The following is a 16,854-nucleotide window of genomic DNA, read 5'->3' as shown; positions in this document are numbered from 1 at the left end:
CGCAGGTCACGACCTGGAATCAGGCCTCGTGGCGGTGGGCGGCGCGCAGCCGGCTGTGCCGGTACCCGTACACGAAGTAGATCAGGAATCCGATCGCCATCCAGGCCAGGAACCGCAGCCAGGTCTCCAGCGGCAGGTTGAGCATCACGAACAGGCAGCCGAGCACCGACAGTACGGGCACCAGCGGGACCAGCGGGGCGCGGAACGCGCGGGGCAGGTCGGGCCGGGTCCGGCGGAGGATCACCACCGCGATCGAGACCACCAGGAACGCGAACAGCGTGCCGATGTTGACCAGCTCGGCCAGCGCCGCCAGCGGGATGAACCCGGCCAGCGCGGCGGCGATCACGCCCATCACGATCGTGGAGCGGTACGGGGTGCCGAAGCGCGGGTGCACGGCCGACAGCCAGGGCGGCAGCAGCCCGTCCCGGCTCATGGAGAAGAACACCCGGCTCTGCCCGAGCAGCAGGATCAGCACCACGGTGGTGAGGCCGGCGACCGCGCCGATGCTGATGATCGTGGCGAACCCGGGATGCCCGGCGGCCTTGAACGCGTCGGCCAGCGGCGCCTCCTCGCTGAGCTCGCTGTAGTGCTGCATGCCGACCACGACGAGGGAGACCGCCGCGTACAGCACGGCCGTGATCGCCAGCGAGCCGAGCAGGCCGATCGGCATGTCGCGCTGCGGGTGGCGGGCCTCCTCGGCGGCGGTGGCGACGATGTCGAAGCCGATGTAGGCGAAGAACACGATCGCGATGGCGGCGAAGATGCCGAGCCAGCCGAAGCTGACCGGCTCGATGCCGAAGAGCACCTGCATGAGCGGCGCCTTGGCGCCCTCGACCGACGGGGTCGGCTGGGACTCGGGGATGAACGGCTTGTAGTTGGCGCCCTTGATGAAGAACAGCCCGGCGACGATCACCAGCAGGACGACGAAGACCTTGATGGCGACGACGACGGCGTTCACCCGCGAGGACACCTTGACGCCGAGGACGAGGACCGCGGTCACGGCCAGCACGAGGAGGATCGCGGGGACGTTGACGACGCCGCCCTCGCCCGGTGGATTGACTATGGACTCGGGCAGCGTGAGCCCGAGGGAGTCCAGCAGCGAGGCCGCGTATCCGGACCAGCCGACCGACACCACGGCGGCGGCCAGCGCCAGCTCCAGGATGAGGTCCCAGCCGATGATCCAGGCGGGCAGCTCGCCCAGCGTGGCGTAGGAGAACGTGTAGGCCGAGCCCGCCACGGGGACGGTCGAGGAGAACTCGGCGTAGCAGAGGGCGGCCAGGCCGCAGACGACGGCGGCCAGGATGAACGAGATCGCCACCGCGGGGCCGGCCTTGTCCTTGGCCACCTGGCCGGTCAGCACGAAGATGCCGGTGCCGATGATCACACCGACCCCGAAGACGACCAGGTCGAGCGCGCCGAGGTCGCGGCGCAGCTGCTGTTCGGGCGCCTCGGTGTCGCGGATCGACTCCTCGACGGATTTGGTACGGAACAGGCTCACGCCGTCCTCCTCGGCGGGGGTGATGGTACGGGTTGATGATCACCGAATGCGCCCGGCCGAAACCGGTCCGTAGGGGATTGGGGGAAATCCACGAAAGAGGCGTTCCCGAAAACCTCCGGAAACGCCCCTTTCGCCCGTATTTCGGCCGCAGGGCTAGCCGAGCGACGCCGCCCCCGGCTCCAGGAAGCGGCGGCCGTTCACGGCCTCGCCGATCCCGGCCCGGTCGAGGTACGGCGTGATGCCGCCCAGGTGGAACGGCCACCCGGCGCCCAGGATCATGCACAGGTCGATGTCCTGCGCGGCCGCGACCACGCCCTCGTCCAGCATGATCCCGATCTCCTCGGCCAGCGCCCGCAGCGCCCGGTCGAGCACCTCGGCCTCGGTGGACGGCGCGGTGCCGCCCTCGAAGAACGCGACCGCCTCGGGGTCGAGGGTGAAGTCGGGCCGGTACACGCCCGTCTTGCCCGCCTTCACGAACGCCGCGAACTTCTCCGACAGCGGGAACCGCTCGGGGAACGCGCCGTGCAGCGTCTCGTTGACGTGCAGCGCGATCGCCGGGCCGACCAGCCCCATCAGCACGAACGGCGGCATCGGCAGCCCGAGCGGCGCGGCGGCGCGCTCGGCGACCTCGACCGGCGTGCCCTCGTCCACGGTCTGGATGATCTCCGCCATCAGCCGCAGCAGGATCCGGTTGACCACGAACGCGGGCGCGTCCTTGACCAGCACGCACGACTTCTTCAGCTTCCTGCCCGCCGCGAACGCGGTGGCCAGCGCCGCGTCGTCGGTCTGCTCACCGCGGACGATCTCCAGCAGCGGCAGCACCGCGACCGGGTTGAAGAAGTGGAAGCCCACCACCCGCTCGGGGTGCCGCAGCTCCGCGGCCATCTCGGTGACCGACAGCGAGGAGGTGTTGGTCGCCAGCACGCACTCGGGGGAGACGTGCTCCTCCAGCTCGGCGAACACCTTCCGCTTGACCGACATCTCCTCGAACACCGCCTCGATGACGAAGTCGGCGTCGGCGAACGCGTCCTTGGTCAGCGAGCCGCCGATGAGCGACTTGAGCCGGTTGGCCTTGTCGGCCGACACGCGGCCCTTGGCCAGCAGCTTGTCGATCTCGCCGTGCGCGTACCCGACGCCCTTGTCGAGGCGGTCCTGGTCCAGGTCGGTCAGCACGACCGGGACCTCCAGCCGGCGCGCGAACAGCAGCGCCAGCTGCGAGGCCATCAGGCCCGCGCCGACCACGCCGACCTTGGTCACCGGGCGGGCCAGCTCCTTGCCGGGGGCGCCGGCCGGGCGCTTGGCGCGCTTCTGGGTGAGGTCGAACGCGTACAGCCCGGCGCGCAGCTCGTCGCTCATGATGAGGTCGGCCAGCGCCTCGTCCTCGGCGGCGAAGCCCTCGTCGCGGGTGCGGTCCTTGGCCGCGGCGACCAGGTCCAGGGCGCGGACGAACGACGGCGCGGCGCCGTGCAGCTTGCCCTCGACCGTCCAGCGGGCCCGCGCGACCGCGTCGTCCCACGCCTTGCCGGTGTCGATCTCCGGCCGCTCCACCTTGGTCTCGCCGGTGAGCACGCGGGCGGTCCAGGCCAGCGACTCCTCCAGGAAGTCGGCCGACTCGAAGATCGCGTCCGCGATGCCCAGCTCGTACGCCTGCCGCCCCTTGAGGGTGCGGTTCTGCGCCATCGGGTTGTCGATGATGACCTTGAGCGCCTTCTCGGCGCCGATCAGGCGGGGGAGCAGGTACGTGCCGCCCCAGCCGGGCACCAGGCCCAGGAACGCCTCGGGCAGCGCCAGCGCCGGGACGCCCGCGGAGATCGTCCGGTACGTGCAGTGCAGCGCGATCTCGACGCCGCCGCCCATCGCCGCGCCGTTGACGTACGCGAACGAGGGGACGTCCAGCTCGCCGAGCCGCCGGAACACGTCGTGGCCCAGCTCGCCGATGGCCTGCGCGTCCTCGCGCCGCCCGATCAGCGGCACGCCCTTGAGGTCGGCGCCGACGGCGAAGATGAACGGCTTGCCGGTGACGCCGACGGCCGCGATGTCGTCGCGGGCGGCGACGGCGTCGAGGGCGGCGTTCAGCTCGGTCAGGCCGTTCGGGCCGAAGGTGTTCGGCTTGGTGTGGTCGTGCCCGTTGTCGAGGGTGATCAGCGCCAGCGTCCCGGCGCCGTACGGCAGGGCGACGTCCCGGACGCGGGCGTGCGTGACGACCTCGTCCGCGAAGATCTCGCTGATGTTCGGGGTGTCCGCGCTCACTTGGCGCCCTCCCAGTTCACGTTCTCCCAGAGGACGGTGCCGCCCATGCCCATGCCGACGCACATCGTGGTCAGGCCGTAGCGGACGTCGGTGCGCTCCTCGAAGAGCCGGGCCAGCTGGTTCATCAGCCGGACGCCGGACGAGGCCAGCGGGTGGCCGAGCGCGATCGCGCCGCCCCACGGGTTCACCCGGGCGTCGTCGTCGGCGATCTTGAAGTGCTCCAGGAAGGCCAGCACCTGGACGGCGAACGCCTCGTTGATCTCGATCAGGCCGATGTCGTCCATGGTCAGCGCGTTGCGGGCGAGCAGCTTCTCGGTCGCGGGGACCGGGCCGACCCCCATGACCTCGGGCTCGACACCGGCGAAGGAGAAGTCGACCAGCCGCATCCGCGGGGCCAGGCCCAGCTCGCGGGCCACGTCCTCGGCGGCCAGCAGGCAGGCGGTGGCGCCGTCGTTCAGCCCGGCGGCGTTGCCCGCGGTGACGTTGCCGGCGACCCGGAACGGGGTCTTCAGCCCGGCCAGGCTCTCCATCGTGGTGCCCGGGCGCGGCGGCTCGTCCTCGGTGGCCAGGCCCCAGCCCTTCTCGGCGGACCGGATCGCGGTCGGCACCAGGTCCGGCTGGATCCTCCCGGCGGCGTACGCGGCGGCGACCTTCTGCTGGCTGCGCACCGCGTAGGCGTCGGCGCGCTCCTTGGTGATCTGCGGGAACCGGTCGTGCAGGTTCTCCGCGGTCGAGCCCATGACCAGCGCGGACGGGTCCACGAGCTTGTCGGTCATGAACCGCGGGTTCGGGTCGACGCCCTCGCCCATCGGGTGCCGGCCCATGTGCTCGACGCCGCCGGCGATGACGACGTCGTACGAGCCGAACGAGATCCCGGCGCCGGAAGTGGTCACGGCCGTCATCGCGCCCGCGCACATCCGGTCGATCGCGTACCCGGGCACGCTCTTCGGCAGCCCGGCCAGGACGGCGGCGGAGCGGCCGATGGTCAGCCCCTGGTCGCCGGTCTGGGTGGTGGCGGCGATCGCGACCTCGTCCACCCGCTCCGGCGGGAGGGACGGGTTGCGGCGCATCAGCTCGCGGATCGCGCGGACCACCAGGTCATCGGCGCGGGTCTCCGCGTACAGGCCCTTCGGGCCCGCCTTGCCGAACGGCGTGCGTACGCCGTCGACGAACACGACGTCACGTGCGGTACGGGGCACGGGTCGTCCCTCCTCTACTCGTCAGTAACAAGCAATCCTACTCGTCAGTAACCACTGACGAGCGCCACCGCGCGCCCCGGATGCGGCTCTTGTCCGGCCTGTCGGCCGGTAGGTAACGTGACCGGAAATCACCGGAGGAGGGCACGGTGGTGCATGCGAGACCCGTGTACCGCCCCGGGATGCGGCGGCGGATCGGGCACGTCCGCGATCTGACCTCCCTCTTCCTGCGCACCGGCCTGCTCTCCGGCGGCTCGCCGCAGCGCGTCTTCGCCCAGGCCGGCGCGCTGCGCCGGTGGGGCACCACGCTCGCCGGGGCGGTGGCCGCCGCCGTCGCCCGCTCCCCGCACCGGCCCGCCGTGATCGACGAGCGCGGCCGGCTGAGCTTCGCCGAGCTCGACGACCGCAGCACCCGGCTCGCGGTCGGGCTGCCGCTGGACGGCCCGCGCGCCCGCGTCGGCGTGCTGTGCCGCAACCACCGCGGGATGGTGGAGACGCTGGTGGCCTGCAGCAAGCGCGGCGCCGAGGTCGTCCTGCTGAACACCGGGTTCGGGCCCGGCCAGGTCCGGGCCGTGCTGGGCGAGCTGCGGCCGGACCTCATCGTCGCCGACGCCGAGTTCGCGCCCGTGCTGGCCACCGTGCCGATCGCGCTGCGCCGCGCCGTCGTCTGGGCCGACCGGCCGCCCGGCCTCGCCGGGCCGGACGGCGCCGGGCCGACCCTCGACCAGATCGTGCACTCCGCGCCCGCGCCCCCGCTGGCCCCGCCGCGCGTGCAGAGCCGCACCATCGTGCTCAGCTCCGGCACCACCGGCCGGCCCAAGGGCGCTCGCCGCCCGCCCCGCCCCGGCCTGTGGTCGCTGGCCTCGATGACCTCCCGGATCCCGCTGCGCGCCCGGCACACCGTGATCATCGAGGCGCCGCTCTTCCACACCTGGGGGTACGCGGCGCTGCAGATGGCCTGGGGCCTGCGCGCCCCGGTCGTGCTGCGCCGCCGGTTCGACCCCGAGGCGACGCTGCGGTCGGTCGCCGCCCACCGCGAGACCGCCGTCTTCCTCGTCCCGGTGATGCTCCAGCGGATCATGGAGCTGCCCGAGGAGGTCCGCCGCCGGTACGACACCTCCTCGCTGCGCGTGGCGGCCCTGAGCGGCGCCGCGCTCCCCGGCGACCTCGCCACCCGGTTCATGGACGCGTTCGGCGACGTCCTCTACAACGTGTACGGATCCACCGAGGTCTCCTGGGTCGCCATCGCCACCCCGCGCGACCTGCGCCGCGACCCCCGCACCGCCGGGCGGCCGCCGCGCAACACCTCGCTGGCCGTCCTGGACGAGGACGGCCGCCCGGTCGGCCGGTCCGTGCGCGGCCAGATCTTCGCCGCCAACGAGCTGCTCTTCGAGGGCTACACCAGCGGCGACCCCATGGAGGTCCGCGACGGGATGCTCGGCACCGGCGACCTCGGCCACATCGACCACCGCGGGCTGCTGTTCGTGGACGGCCGCACCGACGGCATGATCGTCTCCGGCGGCGAGAACGTCGTCCCCCGCGAGGTCGAGGACGCGCTGCTCGCGCTGCCCGGCGTCCAGGAGGCCGCGGTCGTCGGCGTCCCCGACCCGTCCTGGGGGCAGCGGCTCGCCGCCTACATCGTTCCCGGTCCCGGCGCTCGGCTGGACGCCGACGGCGTCCGGGCCCACGTCCACGACCGGGTGGCCCGCTACGCGGTGCCGCGCGACGTCCACTTCATCGGCGAGCTGCCGCGCAACGCCACCGGCAAGGTCGTGCACCGCTGGCTGACCGCGCAGCCCTCACCGGCGCCCGAGGGCCGGGTCAGCTGGGCGCCGCGGCCGCTGGCAGCGGCCCCCGTACCGGAGGATCCGGGGCCCGGCCCGCCGCGGGAAACCGCACGGTGATCGCCAGCCCGCCGCCGTCGCGCGGGACCGTCTCGATTGTCCCGCCGTGCGCCTCCACCACCGCCCGGACGATCGACAGCCCCAGCCCGGCGCCGTCCGCCGAGCCCACCCGGTCCGCCCGCAGCCGCCGGAACGGCTCGTAGATCCGCTCGATCTCGTACGACGGGACCGGCCTGCCGGTGTTCGCCACGTGCAGCACGGCCCGCCCGTCCCGCTCCCCGGTGCGGACCCAGACCCGGCCGCCCTCGACGTTGTACTTGAGCGCGTTCTCCAGCAGGTTGGCCGCGCACCGTTCGAGCAGCACCGGATCGCCCTCGACGACCGCGTCCCCGAGCCGGACCTCCACCTCGGCGTCCCCGTGGGCCTCGGCCTGGTCGAGCGCGCTGCGCACCACGTCCGGCAGCGGGGTCGGCGCCGGGTTCTGCGGCTCGCGCTCGGACCGGGCGAGCAGCAGCAGCCCGTCCACCAGCCGCTCGTGCCGGGCGGTGTTGCCGAGCAGCACGTCCGCCAGCGCCTTGGTCTCCGGCGGGTTCTTCCGGCTCGCCAGCGCCACCTCCAGCACCGTCCGGTTGATCGTCAGCGGGGTGCGCAGCTCGTGCGAGGCGTTCGCGACGAACCGCCGCTGCGCGTCGAACGCCCGGCCGAGCCGGTCCAGCATCCGGTCGAACGTGTCGGCCAGGTCCTTGATCTCGTCCTGCGGGCCGTCCAGCGCGATCCGCTCGTGCAGGGTGCTCTCCGACAGCCGGCGCGCGGTCGCGGTCACCCGGTGCAGCGGCCGCAGCATCCGGCCCGCCACCAGGTACCCGATCACCACCGCGAGCACCCCGAAGACCACCAGCATGAGCAGCGAGGTCTGCAGCAGCTGCGCCAGGACCTCCCGCTTCTGCGCCTCGATCTGCCGGTCGTACGCCGCCTTGGCCTCGGTGATCGCCCGCACCCGGTCGGTCGCGGTGAGGATCCGCTCCGCGCTGACCGACCCGGCGCCCGGCACCGCCCCGACCCGCTGGTCGATCGCCCGCGCCGTCAGCGCGTAGCTGACCGCGACCAGCACGGCGATCGACGCCAGGAACAGCCCGCCGTACACCAGCGTCAGCCGGGCCCGCACGCTCGGCCGCGCCATCACGCCTCCAGCCGGTAGCCGGCCCCGGTGACGGTCTCGATCAGCCGCGGCTCGCCGAGCTTCTTGCGCAGCGTCGCCATCGTGACCCGCACGATGTTGCTGAACGGGTCGATGTGCTCGTCCCACGCCCGGTCCAGCAGCGTCTCGGCGCTCACCACCCCGCCGTCGGCGCGCAGCAGCTCCTCCAGGACGGTGAACTCCTTCCGGGTGAGCCGGACGGGCCGGCCGTCCCGCAGGACCGTCCGCCGGTGCGGATCGAGCCGTACCCCGGCCCGCTCCAGCACCGGCGGGACCGCGGGCGCCGACCGCCGGCCCAGCGCCCGCACCCGCGCCACCAGCTCGGCGAACACGAACGGCTTGGGCAGGTAGTCGTCGGCGCCCAGCGCCAGCCCGTCCACCCGCTGCCCGACGTCCCCGGCCGCGGTCAGCATCAGGATCCGGCCCGGATGCCCCCCGGCCAGATCCCGGCACACGTCGTCGCCGTGCACGCCCGGCAGGTCCCGGTCGAGCACGACGACGTCGTAGGCGGTGTACGCGGCGCGCTCCAGGGCGGAGCCGCCGTCGTACGCGACGTCCACCGCCATCGCCTCCTCCCGGAGGCCCTCGGCGATGGCGTCGGCGAGCACCCGCTCGTCCTCAACGATCAGTACGCGCATGCCGGAAGCATGCCGTGGCGGGCGTTAAACGGCGGTAAGCCTCAGGGGCGGACGGCGACCGCGTCGTACGGGGTGGTGGGCGTCGGGGGAGTGGTGAAGCGGGCGTTCGGCAGATACAGCCGGTGCCCGTAGCGCGCGACCGTCGCCGGCACGTCGAACCGGGGGTCGGTGATCCGCTCCACCACCCGCGCGCTGGACCCGTCCCGGGCGACCTTCAGGACGGCCACCGCGTTGAGCCGGTTCTGGACGACGTAGAGCGTGCTCCCTTCGAGCAGCATCCCGTCGCCGAACTGGAGGGACTCGCCGCCGAGATCGACGGCCCTCGCGTACCCCGTCCGGGGGTTCACCTTGAACAGCCGGCCGGTGTTGGACTGCACGACGAGCAGCGACCGGCGGTCGGGCGACTGCACGATCCCGTTGGCGTTGGTCCCGGTCTGGTACTCGATGTCGCCCTTGAGGGGCACCGTCTTCGCCGCGCCCTTCGTGCCGAGCGGGAGCCGGTACAGGACGGGGTTGGCCGAGTCGGTCACCCACGCGGCGTCCCGGGTCAGCACGAGATCGTTCACGAACGCGGTCCCGGTGGCCAGGACGTGCCGCTTCAGCACCCGGCCGCTCTTCAGATCGACCAGCCGGGCGTCGCCGCCGGTGCCGCCCGCGACGTACAGCAGCCCGTTCCCGGTCTTCAGCCCCAGTGACGGGGTGCCCGGGCCGGGGCTGAAGACGCGGCCCTTGCCGGTGCGCAGATCGGCGCGCCAGATCCGCCCGTCGACCCGCGACCCGAAGTACGCCACCGGGCCCGGACCGGTCGCGATGCCCTCCGGCTGGAACCCGTCCGGCAGCGGCAGGCGGTCGGGGAACGCCCGCCCCATCTCGGCGGCCTGCGCCGTCCCGCCCAGGGGGACCAGCAGGCCCACGGTCATCGCCACACTCAGAATTCGTGATCTCATGCCTTCCAACATCGCGCGATCCGGCCCGGCCCGACAGGCCCAGCGTGATCGGAATCTGGCTGGATCAGGCCACCGACCGCACCGCCGAGCGCGCCAGCACCGCCCCCTCCGCGTCCAGCGCCTCCACGGCGACGTACCCCCGCCGCCCGATCACGGCGGACGTCTCGAACCCGGCCCGCTTCACCGTCGCCGCCGTGGCCAGCGAGCCCTCCGCCGCCCCGGACAGGATCCGCCAGCCCGCCACGCCCGTCGCGCCGTTCCAGCTGGCGTGGACCTCGATCCGGTTCCCGTCCTTCGGCCCCACCGCCACATCGGGCCTGGTCGCGGGCCTGCCCTCCCACTCCATCCGGTACGCCCGGTACGAGGCGCTCCCGCCCAGCCCGATCTCCATCACGACCGTGCCGTCCGCGGCGAACTCCGTCGCCCCGGACGTGGACCCCCAGCCGACCAGCAGGTTCCCGCCGGGCAGGCTCTGCAGGTTCCCCATGTACTGGCCGAAGCGCGGGCCGACCGCGAACGTGCTCGCCAGCGACGCCCGCCGGCGCTCCTCGTCCACGTCGAGGACGATGCCGCGCGACGGCCCGTCCCCGGCGTTCTCGATGTGGTTGTCGAAGAGCGAGACGCGCCCGCCGCCCACCCGCCGCGCGTCGTGCTGCCAGGCGAACGAGGCCGCCGCCCCCATCTCGAAATCGCTCCTCTTGCCGCCGAGCCGCCACCGCACCGCGCCCGTCCGCCGGTCGAGCGAGTAGACGGCGTGCGTGTTGCGGGCCGACACCAGCAGCGTCTCGCCGTCCGCCTCGACCGAGTTCACGTGGAACGGGTCGAGCGTGCCCTCCCCGGCCTCGACGAAGCTCTCGTCCAGCGCGAGATGCCGGCGCGCGCTCCAGTCCAGCAGCACCCGCCCGGTCCGGACGTCGACCTCCTGGATCCGGTTGTCGACCATCTCCCCGTCCCGGGCCCCGCCCAGCACCCGCAGATCGGCCTTCACCTTCGGGTACGCGATCAGCAGCGCCGTGCCCCGGTCGGTGAGCCGGAACTCGTGGAAGTCCGCCTCCACCCCGTTCCCCGTCCGTACGGTCGCGATCTTCCGGTAGCTCCCGTCGAGGATGATCCCCGTACCCCGGCCGTGCCCGCCCTCCAGCCGCTCGCCCTCCCAGTACGTCAGCACCGGCTCGCCCCGGTAGGTCTGCACCCGCAGGTCGGTGATCAGCCGCTCGGACCGCTGGAACCAGACCGGCCGCCCCTCCCCGTCCACGATCAGCGCGTCGCTCTGCCCGGTGCCCCGGTGCGGGGTCAGGAACAGCGGCCCGCCGGCCGTGGCCCCCGTCCGCCGCACCGTGATCTCGGGCAGCTCGATGTCCGGCCGCGTCACGTACCGCTCGGGCCCGCTCACCGGCGCGCTCCGCGCGGGCTCCTGCCGCACCGCCGCCACCCCGCCCGCCACCGCGGCCGCCCCCACCAGGCCGGCACCCGCCATGAATCCTCGTCGTGTCAGCCCCATGACTCTCCGTTGTAGGGCCCCCACCTGCAAGGACCCCGAGAGCCCCCTGAAAATCTCCCGCGAGGCACTCCGATGTCCTCTCTCGAAGCCGCCGGGTCGGCTGACGCGGGTTTAATCCCGGGGGCGGTCTCATTGGCTCCGCTGGAGGCAGGGTGCCTTTGGCGGAGAGGACGTGGTGAGGCTTCGTGGATGGGTTCTCGTGGTGGTCGCGGGTCCGGTGCTGGCCGGGAGCGCGGGGTGCGGGGGCGGGGAGCAGGGGAGTGGGGTCGCGAGTGCTGGGGGAGCGGGGGAGAGGCAGGCGTCGGCCTCGCCGTCGCGGTCGCTGAGTCCTGAGGACGCGCAGTTGCGGTTCGCGCGGTGCCTGCGGGACAACGGGGTGGACGTTCCCGATCCCAAGCCCGGCCAGGACTTCCGGATGGAGCTCCCTAAGCAGGGCGACACGAAGAAGCTGCAGGGCGCTATGGAGAAGTGCCGGCACTTCCTGGAGGCCACCGGGAAGGTCCCCGATCTGAACGATCCGGAGACGCGGGACAAGCTCGTCCGGTTCGCGCGGTGTGCGCGGGAGAACGGGATCGACATTCCGGACCCGGTGGGCGAGGACGGGCTCAAGGGGATCATGGGGAAGGTCAGCCGCGAGCAGCTGGAGAAGGCGCGCGAGCTGTGCGGGCACCTGCTGCCGGGGAGGAACGGGTGAAGCGGGCGCTGGCGGCAGGGGCGGCCGTGAGCGTCGTCGCGGGCGGCGGGGCCGTGTGGGCGCTGAGCGGGGACGGCGGGCAGGCGCGGGCGACGGGGAAGCCGGAGCCGGCCACGGCCGTGGTCACCAGGGGCGATCTCGTGGACACCGAGAAGGTCGACGGGACGCTGACCTATGACGGGGAGCGGTCCGTCTGGACGGGTGCCTCGGGTGTCGTCACCTGGGCGCCGGCGCAGGGGGCGACGATCCGGCGGGGGAAGCCGCTCGTGCGGGTGCAGGGGGAGCCCGTGGTGCTCTTGTACGGGGGAACGCCCATGTACCGGACGCTCCGGCAAGGCGTGTCCGACGGCGCCGACGTGCGGCAGCTGGAGGGCAACCTCGACGCCCTCGGGTACGGGGACGGGCTGACCGTGGACAAGGAGTTCACGGGGGCGACCGATGCCGCCGTCCGGGAGTGGCAGGACGACCTGGGCCTGGACGTCACCGGGAGCGTGGACGCGCGCCAGGTCGTCTTCCTGCCGCACGCCGTGCGGGTGAAGGAGGTCGCGGCGCCCGAGGGCAAGCGGACGGGCGCCGGGCAGCCCGTGCTGACGGTCGCCGGGACGCGGCGGCTCGTCCACGTCGATCTGGACGCGGAGAAGCAGGACATGGCGCGCGAGGGCGCGCGGGTGTCGGTCGAGCTGCCCGGCGGGCAGGTGGTGCGGGGCCGGGTCGAGAGCGTGGGGACGGTCGCCGAGCAGACCGGGACCGAGCAGGATCCCGCGACGACCGTGGACGTGGAGATCTCGCTGGACGGCGGCGGGACGCGGCTGGACCGGGCGCCGGTGACCGTGGAGCTGGAGAGCGAGCGGCGCGAGGACGTGCTGTCGGTGCCGGTCGAGGCGCTCCTGGCCCTCCGGGAGGGCGGTTTCGGGGTCGAGGCCGTGGACGGGGCGCGCCGGCGCGTCGTCCCCGTGCGGACGGGGGCGTTCGGCGGCGGGCGGGTCGAGGTCAGCGGGGCCGGCCTGGCCGCGGGCATGAAGGTCGGGGTGCCGTCCGATGGGTGAGCGCATCGTCGAGCTGGCGGGGGTCGCCAAGCGCTACGGCGGCGTCGCGGCCCTCAAGGGCGTCGACCTGGTCATCGAGCGCGGCGAGCTGACCGCGATCGTGGGCCCCTCGGGATCGGGGAAGTCCACCCTGCTGCACATGATCGGGACGCTGGACCGGCCGAGCGCGGGCACCGTGCGGATCGCCGGGCACGAGATCGGGGCGCTGGACGACCGGGAACTGTCGGCCCTGCGGGCCCGGCACATCGGGTTCGTCTTCCAGCAGTTCCACCTCGCCCCGGGCGCCGGCGCGCTCGACAACGTCGCCGACGGGCTCCTCTACGGCGGCGTCCCCCTGAAGGAGCGCCGGGAACGGGCCCGGGCCGCGCTGGAGCGGGTCGGCCTCGGGCACCGCGCCGCGCACCGACCGTCCGAGCTGTCGGGCGGCGAGCAGCAGCGGGTGGCCGTGGCGCGGGCCGTCGTCGGGGAGCCGGACCTGCTCCTCGCCGACGAGCCGACCGGCAACCTCGACTCCGCCGCGGGCGAGGAGGTCCTGGGGCTGCTGAACGGCCTGCACGCGGCCGGCACCACCGTCGCGATCATCACGCACGACGGGGAGGTGGCGGCCCGGGCGCCGCGGCGGGTCCGGATGCGGGACGGGGAGGTCGTCCGATGAGCGGGCTCGTACCGGCGCGGCTGTCCGGGCCGGACGTGCTGCGCGTCGGACTCGCCGGGCTCCGCGCCAGGCCCGCGCGGGTGGTGCTGTCGGCGCTGGGCATCGCGATCGGGATCGCCACGATGGTCGCGGTCATCGGGATCTCCTCGTCCAGCAAGGAGGACCTGCTCCGGCGGCTGGACCGGCTGGGGACGAACCTGCTGACCGCCGAGCCCGGCGGGACGCTGTTCGGCGAGGAGGCCCGGCTGCCGCGCGGCTCGGCCGCGATGGTCGCGCGGATCGGGCCGGTCACCGCGGTCGGCGCCGTCGGGACGGTCGACGCGACCGTCCGCCGCACCGACCGGATTCCCGCGGAGATCACGCACGGGATCGGGGTCGCGGCCGCGTCCCACGACCTGCTCGGGACGCTCGGCACGACCGTCCGGCAGGGGGCCTGGCTGAACGCCGCCACCGCCCGCTACCCCGGCGTGGTGCTCGGCGCCGAGGCGGCGCGGCGGCTCGGGACCGACCGGCCCGGCGGGCGGGTGTGGATCGGCGGGCGCTGGTTCACCGTCCTCGGCGTCCTGGACACCGCGGAGCTGGCGCCCGAGATCGACCGTTCCGCCCTGGTCGGCTGGGAGTCCGCCGAACGGTACCTCGGCTTCGACGGGCACCCGACGACGCTGTACGAGCGGTCCACCGACGCTTCCGTGGAGGACGTCCGGGCCGTCCTCGCCCGGACGGTCAACCCGGAGCACCCCGAGGAGGTCGAGGTCAGCCGGCCCTCGGACGCGCTGGCGGCCAAGGCCGCGGCGGCCGGGGCGTTCACCGGGCTGCTGCTCGGCCTCGGCGCGGTCGCGCTGCTGGTCGGCGGCGTCGGGGTCGCCAACACCATGGTGATCTCCGTGCTGGAGCGGCGCCGCGAGATCGGCCTGCGCCGCTCGCTCGGCGCCACCCGCGGGCAGGTGAGGATCCAGTTCCTCGCCGAATCACTGCTGCTGTCGACCCTTGGGGGAGCCGCCGGGACCGTCCTGGGCGCGGCGGTGACCGCCGGGTTCGCCCTGTATCGCGGCTGGCCCCCGGTCGTCCCGCTCTGGGCGCTCGGCGGCGCGCTGGCGGCGACGCTGGCCATCGGGACGGCGGCGGGCCTCTACCCGGCGATGCGGGCGGCACGGCTGTCGCCGACGGCGGCTCTGGCCACGGTCTGAGGAAGCGGTGCATGATTGGGACGGCCGACGACGCACGTTCGCTGGAGGTTCCCGCCGCCATGCCGGTCCCACGCCCGCTGCGCGACCGATGCCGCGAGTTCCTCGGCATCGAGGGGGAGATCCGCTACATCTTCCCCGCGATGACGTACGGCGGCGGCGCCGGTTTCGTCTTCGTCGTGACCGACGAGCAGATCGCCGTGATCTCCACCGGGTCGCTCAGCGGCTCCAAGCCGCGCAGCGTGTGGGGCAGCTACCCGCGCGGCACCCGGATCGGCCCGGTGGAGACGGGCGACGGCGCGTCCTTCGAGTTCGCGGGCGCGTTCTTCGAGGTGGACGACGAGTACGTGCCGGTCGTGAACGCCGCCGACGCGGAGATCTTCGCCCGCGACAGCCTGCCCCGCGACCCGCTGCCCGACCTGTGACGGAATAGCCGGGGGACGCCGCGCGTTCCGCGGGCATGGCGATTCAGCAGCACTTCGAGACGTTCGAGAGGGCCCGCCTGTACTTCGACATGCGCGACCCGGCCGAGGCCGCGCGGATCCTGGCGCCCCTGGCCGACGAGCACCCGGGCAACCGCGACGTCGTGGAGCTGCTCGGCCGCGCCTACTTCCACTCCGCCCAGCTGGCCCGGGCCGAGGAGACGTTCCGCCACCTGGTGGACATCGACCCGTGCAACGCGTGGGCGCACGAGGCCCTCGCCCGCACGCTGGAGCGCCGGAACCGCCCTGACGAGGCCGCCCCCTTCCGGAAGCTGGCACTGGCGATGGGCGGCAAGACCGCGTACTGATCCGTTCCGGCCCGGGAACGGGCGGGCGCGGCATCACTTCGCGATCCGGCCGGGGAGGCTCGCCTCCCCGGCCGGATCGCATGTTCGTGCGGTGCGCCTAGAGGTCGCCCTTGCATTCCAGGCGGAGCAGCGCCTTCGCCAGGGGCTTGGCCACCAGGTCCAGCTGCCAGGTGCGGGCGCCCAGCGTGCGCAGGGCGGTCGCGATGGTCTCCGGCGTGGTCTCCTGCGGAGGGGACCACGCCAGGCGCCGTACGGAGTCGGGCTGGAGCAGGTTCTCCGTGGGAAGCGCGTGCTCGTCGGCGAGCGCGGCGACCACGGCGCGGGCCGCGGTGAGGCGCTTGGCGGCCTCGGGGTCGCGCTCGGCCCAGCGGTGCGCGGGCGGCGGGCCGTCGCCGGGCAGGTTGGACTCGGGCAGCGCCTTGTCGGGCAGCCCCCTGGCCCGGTTCACCGCGCGCAGCCAGGCGGTCTGGTGGCGGCGCGCGCCCCGGTTGCGCATCGTCGGGAGGGCGTGCAGCTCGGCGGGCGTCTTGGGGGTGTTGAGCGCCAGCTCGACGATCGCCGCGTCCTGCAGGACCCGGCCGGGGGACAGGTCGCGCTCCTGCGCGATGCGGTCGCGGGCCTCCCAGACCTCCCGTACGACGGCCAGCGCGCGGCGGTTGCGGACCCGGTGGATGCCGGACGTGCGGCGCCACGGGTCGGGCCGGGGCGTCTTGGGCGGCGTGGCCAGGATCGCGGCGAACTCCTGCAGCGCCCAGTCGAGCTTGCCCGCGGCGACCAGCCGCTCCTCCAGGGCGTCGCGCAGCTCCACCAGCAGCTCGACGTCCAGCGCGGCGTAGCGCAGCCAGTCCTCCGGCAGCGGGCGGGTCGACCAGTCGGCGGCCGAATGCCCCTTCTCCAGCGCGAAGCCGAGGACGTTGTCGACCATGGAGCCGAGCCCGACCCGGGGGTAGCCGAGCAGCCGCCCGGCCAGCTCGGTGTCGAACAGCCGCCGGGGCGTCAGGCCCACCTCGGCCAGGCACGGCAGGTCCTGGTTGGCCGCGTGCAGCACCATCTCGGCGTCGGCGAGCGCCGCGTCCAGGGCGGACAGGTCGGGGCAGGCGGTCGGGTCGATCAGCGCCGTGCCGGCCCCGGCGCGGCGCAGCTGGATCAGGTACGCGCGCTGGCCGTAGCGGTAGCCGGAGGCGCGCTCGGCGTCGACCGCGACCGGGCCGGTACCGGCGGCGAACGCGGCGATGACACGTTCCAACCCCGCCGCGTCGGCGATCACGGGGGGCACGCCCTCGCGGGGTTCGAGCAGCGGGACCGCGGCCCGGGCGGCGGGCTCGGCGGCCGCTCCGGCGGCGGTCGTGGCGGCGCCGGCGGCCGAGGCGGGCGCGGGCCCCGCGCCGGCGGTCGCCGGGGCGGGCGCGGTGG

15 protein-coding genes are annotated in these 16,854 nt (G+C 74.0%); 7 read left to right on the top strand and 8 right to left on the bottom strand.

Annotated features, from left to right (window positions below; translation table 11 throughout):
- Positions 1-19: 19 nt before the first annotated feature.
- From AB0881_RS28765 to AB0881_RS28755, 3 genes are all read right to left on the bottom strand, one after another.
- Entirely contained in the window at positions 20-1,498 is a 1,479-nt protein-coding gene (locus AB0881_RS28765) for an amino acid permease (protein WP_366621782.1), read from the bottom strand.
- Between the two features lie 153 nt (positions 1,499-1,651).
- A complete protein-coding gene (locus AB0881_RS28760; protein ID WP_366621779.1) occupies positions 1,652-3,748 on the bottom strand; it encodes a 3-hydroxyacyl-CoA dehydrogenase NAD-binding domain-containing protein in 2,097 nt (698 codons plus the stop codon).
- A complete protein-coding gene (locus AB0881_RS28755) occupies positions 3,745-4,947 on the bottom strand; it encodes a thiolase family protein (RefSeq protein ID WP_366621777.1) in 1,203 nt (400 codons plus the stop codon). Before AB0881_RS28755 ends, AB0881_RS28760 begins: the two co-directional genes overlap by 4 nt.
- A 146-nt stretch (positions 4,948-5,093) precedes the next feature.
- On the opposite strand from AB0881_RS28755, the gene AB0881_RS28750 reads away from it, so the two are divergent.
- Positions 5,094-6,848 carry an AMP-binding protein gene (locus AB0881_RS28750; protein WP_366621775.1) on the top strand — a complete coding sequence of 585 codons (1,755 nt, stop codon included), beginning with the start codon at positions 5,094-5,096 and terminating at the stop codon, positions 6,846-6,848.
- Here the strand turns inward: AB0881_RS28750 and AB0881_RS28745 are convergent.
- The 4 genes from AB0881_RS28745 to AB0881_RS28730 all read right to left on the bottom strand — a co-directional run bounded on the left by AB0881_RS28745 (position 6,766) and on the right by AB0881_RS28730 (position 11,048).
- Positions 6,766-7,968 (bottom strand): ATP-binding protein, encoded by a 1,203-nt coding sequence (locus AB0881_RS28745; protein ID WP_366621773.1) that lies wholly within the window; start codon positions 7,966-7,968, stop codon positions 6,766-6,768. The two genes, AB0881_RS28750 and AB0881_RS28745, sit on opposite strands and share 83 nt — an antisense overlap.
- Entirely contained in the window at positions 7,968-8,624 is a 657-nt protein-coding gene (locus tag AB0881_RS28740) for a response regulator transcription factor (protein ID WP_366621771.1), read from the bottom strand. The genes AB0881_RS28745 and AB0881_RS28740 overlap by 1 nt, the downstream gene beginning before the upstream one ends.
- 41 nt (positions 8,625-8,665) lie before the next feature.
- A complete protein-coding gene (locus AB0881_RS28735) occupies positions 8,666-9,571 on the bottom strand; it encodes a superoxide dismutase (protein WP_366621769.1) in 906 nt (301 codons plus the stop codon).
- A 64-nt stretch (positions 9,572-9,635) separates the two neighbouring features.
- The gene (locus AB0881_RS28730) at positions 9,636-11,048 is read right to left on the bottom strand and encodes an arylsulfotransferase family protein (protein ID WP_366621767.1); all 1,413 of its coding nucleotides are present in this window, start codon (positions 11,046-11,048) and stop codon (positions 9,636-9,638) included.
- Between the two features lie 367 nt (positions 11,049-11,415).
- Between AB0881_RS28730 and AB0881_RS28725 the strand changes: the two genes are divergently transcribed.
- Genes AB0881_RS28725 through AB0881_RS28700 form a run of 6 tightly spaced genes read left to right on the top strand, consistent with a single transcriptional unit; the run spans position 11,416 to position 15,441 of the window.
- Positions 11,416-11,766, top strand: a complete 351-nt coding sequence (locus AB0881_RS28725; protein WP_366621765.1) for a hypothetical protein — start codon at positions 11,416-11,418, stop codon at positions 11,764-11,766.
- Complete coding sequence (locus AB0881_RS28720) at positions 11,763-12,812, top strand: peptidoglycan-binding protein (protein ID WP_366621763.1); 1,050 nt, start codon at positions 11,763-11,765, stop codon at positions 12,810-12,812. The genes AB0881_RS28725 and AB0881_RS28720 overlap by 4 nt, the downstream gene beginning before the upstream one ends.
- Positions 12,805-13,467, top strand: coding sequence for an ABC transporter ATP-binding protein (locus AB0881_RS28715; RefSeq protein WP_366621761.1), 663 nt, complete (start codon positions 12,805-12,807; stop codon positions 13,465-13,467). The genes AB0881_RS28720 and AB0881_RS28715 overlap by 8 nt, the downstream gene beginning before the upstream one ends.
- Positions 13,464-14,654 carry an ABC transporter permease gene (locus tag AB0881_RS28710; RefSeq protein WP_366621759.1) on the top strand — a complete coding sequence of 397 codons (1,191 nt, stop codon included), beginning with the start codon at positions 13,464-13,466 and terminating at the stop codon, positions 14,652-14,654. The genes AB0881_RS28715 and AB0881_RS28710 overlap by 4 nt, the downstream gene beginning before the upstream one ends.
- Positions 14,655-14,713: 59 nt before the next feature.
- Positions 14,714-15,076: a hypothetical protein gene (locus AB0881_RS28705; RefSeq protein ID WP_366621757.1), complete on the top strand. Its 363-nt coding sequence runs from the start codon at positions 14,714-14,716 to the stop codon at positions 15,074-15,076.
- 35 nt (positions 15,077-15,111) lie between these two features.
- Positions 15,112-15,441 carry a tetratricopeptide repeat protein gene (locus AB0881_RS28700; protein ID WP_366621755.1) on the top strand — a complete coding sequence of 110 codons (330 nt, stop codon included), beginning with the start codon at positions 15,112-15,114 and terminating at the stop codon, positions 15,439-15,441.
- 97 nt (positions 15,442-15,538) lie between these two features.
- On the opposite strand, the gene AB0881_RS28695 is transcribed toward AB0881_RS28700, so the two are convergent.
- The gene (locus AB0881_RS28695) at positions 15,539-16,738 is read right to left on the bottom strand and encodes a ribonuclease D (protein WP_366621804.1); all 1,200 of its coding nucleotides are present in this window, start codon (positions 16,736-16,738) and stop codon (positions 15,539-15,541) included.
- Between the last annotated feature and the right edge of the window lie 116 nt (positions 16,739-16,854).

It is taken from the genome of Spirillospora sp. NPDC029432 (genome assembly GCF_040703975.1).
Taxonomy (GTDB): domain Bacteria; phylum Actinomycetota; class Actinomycetes; order Streptosporangiales; family Streptosporangiaceae; genus Spirillospora.
The sequence above is the reverse complement of the archived record's forward strand: the minus strand, read 5'-3'. Positions and strand labels throughout refer to the sequence as shown.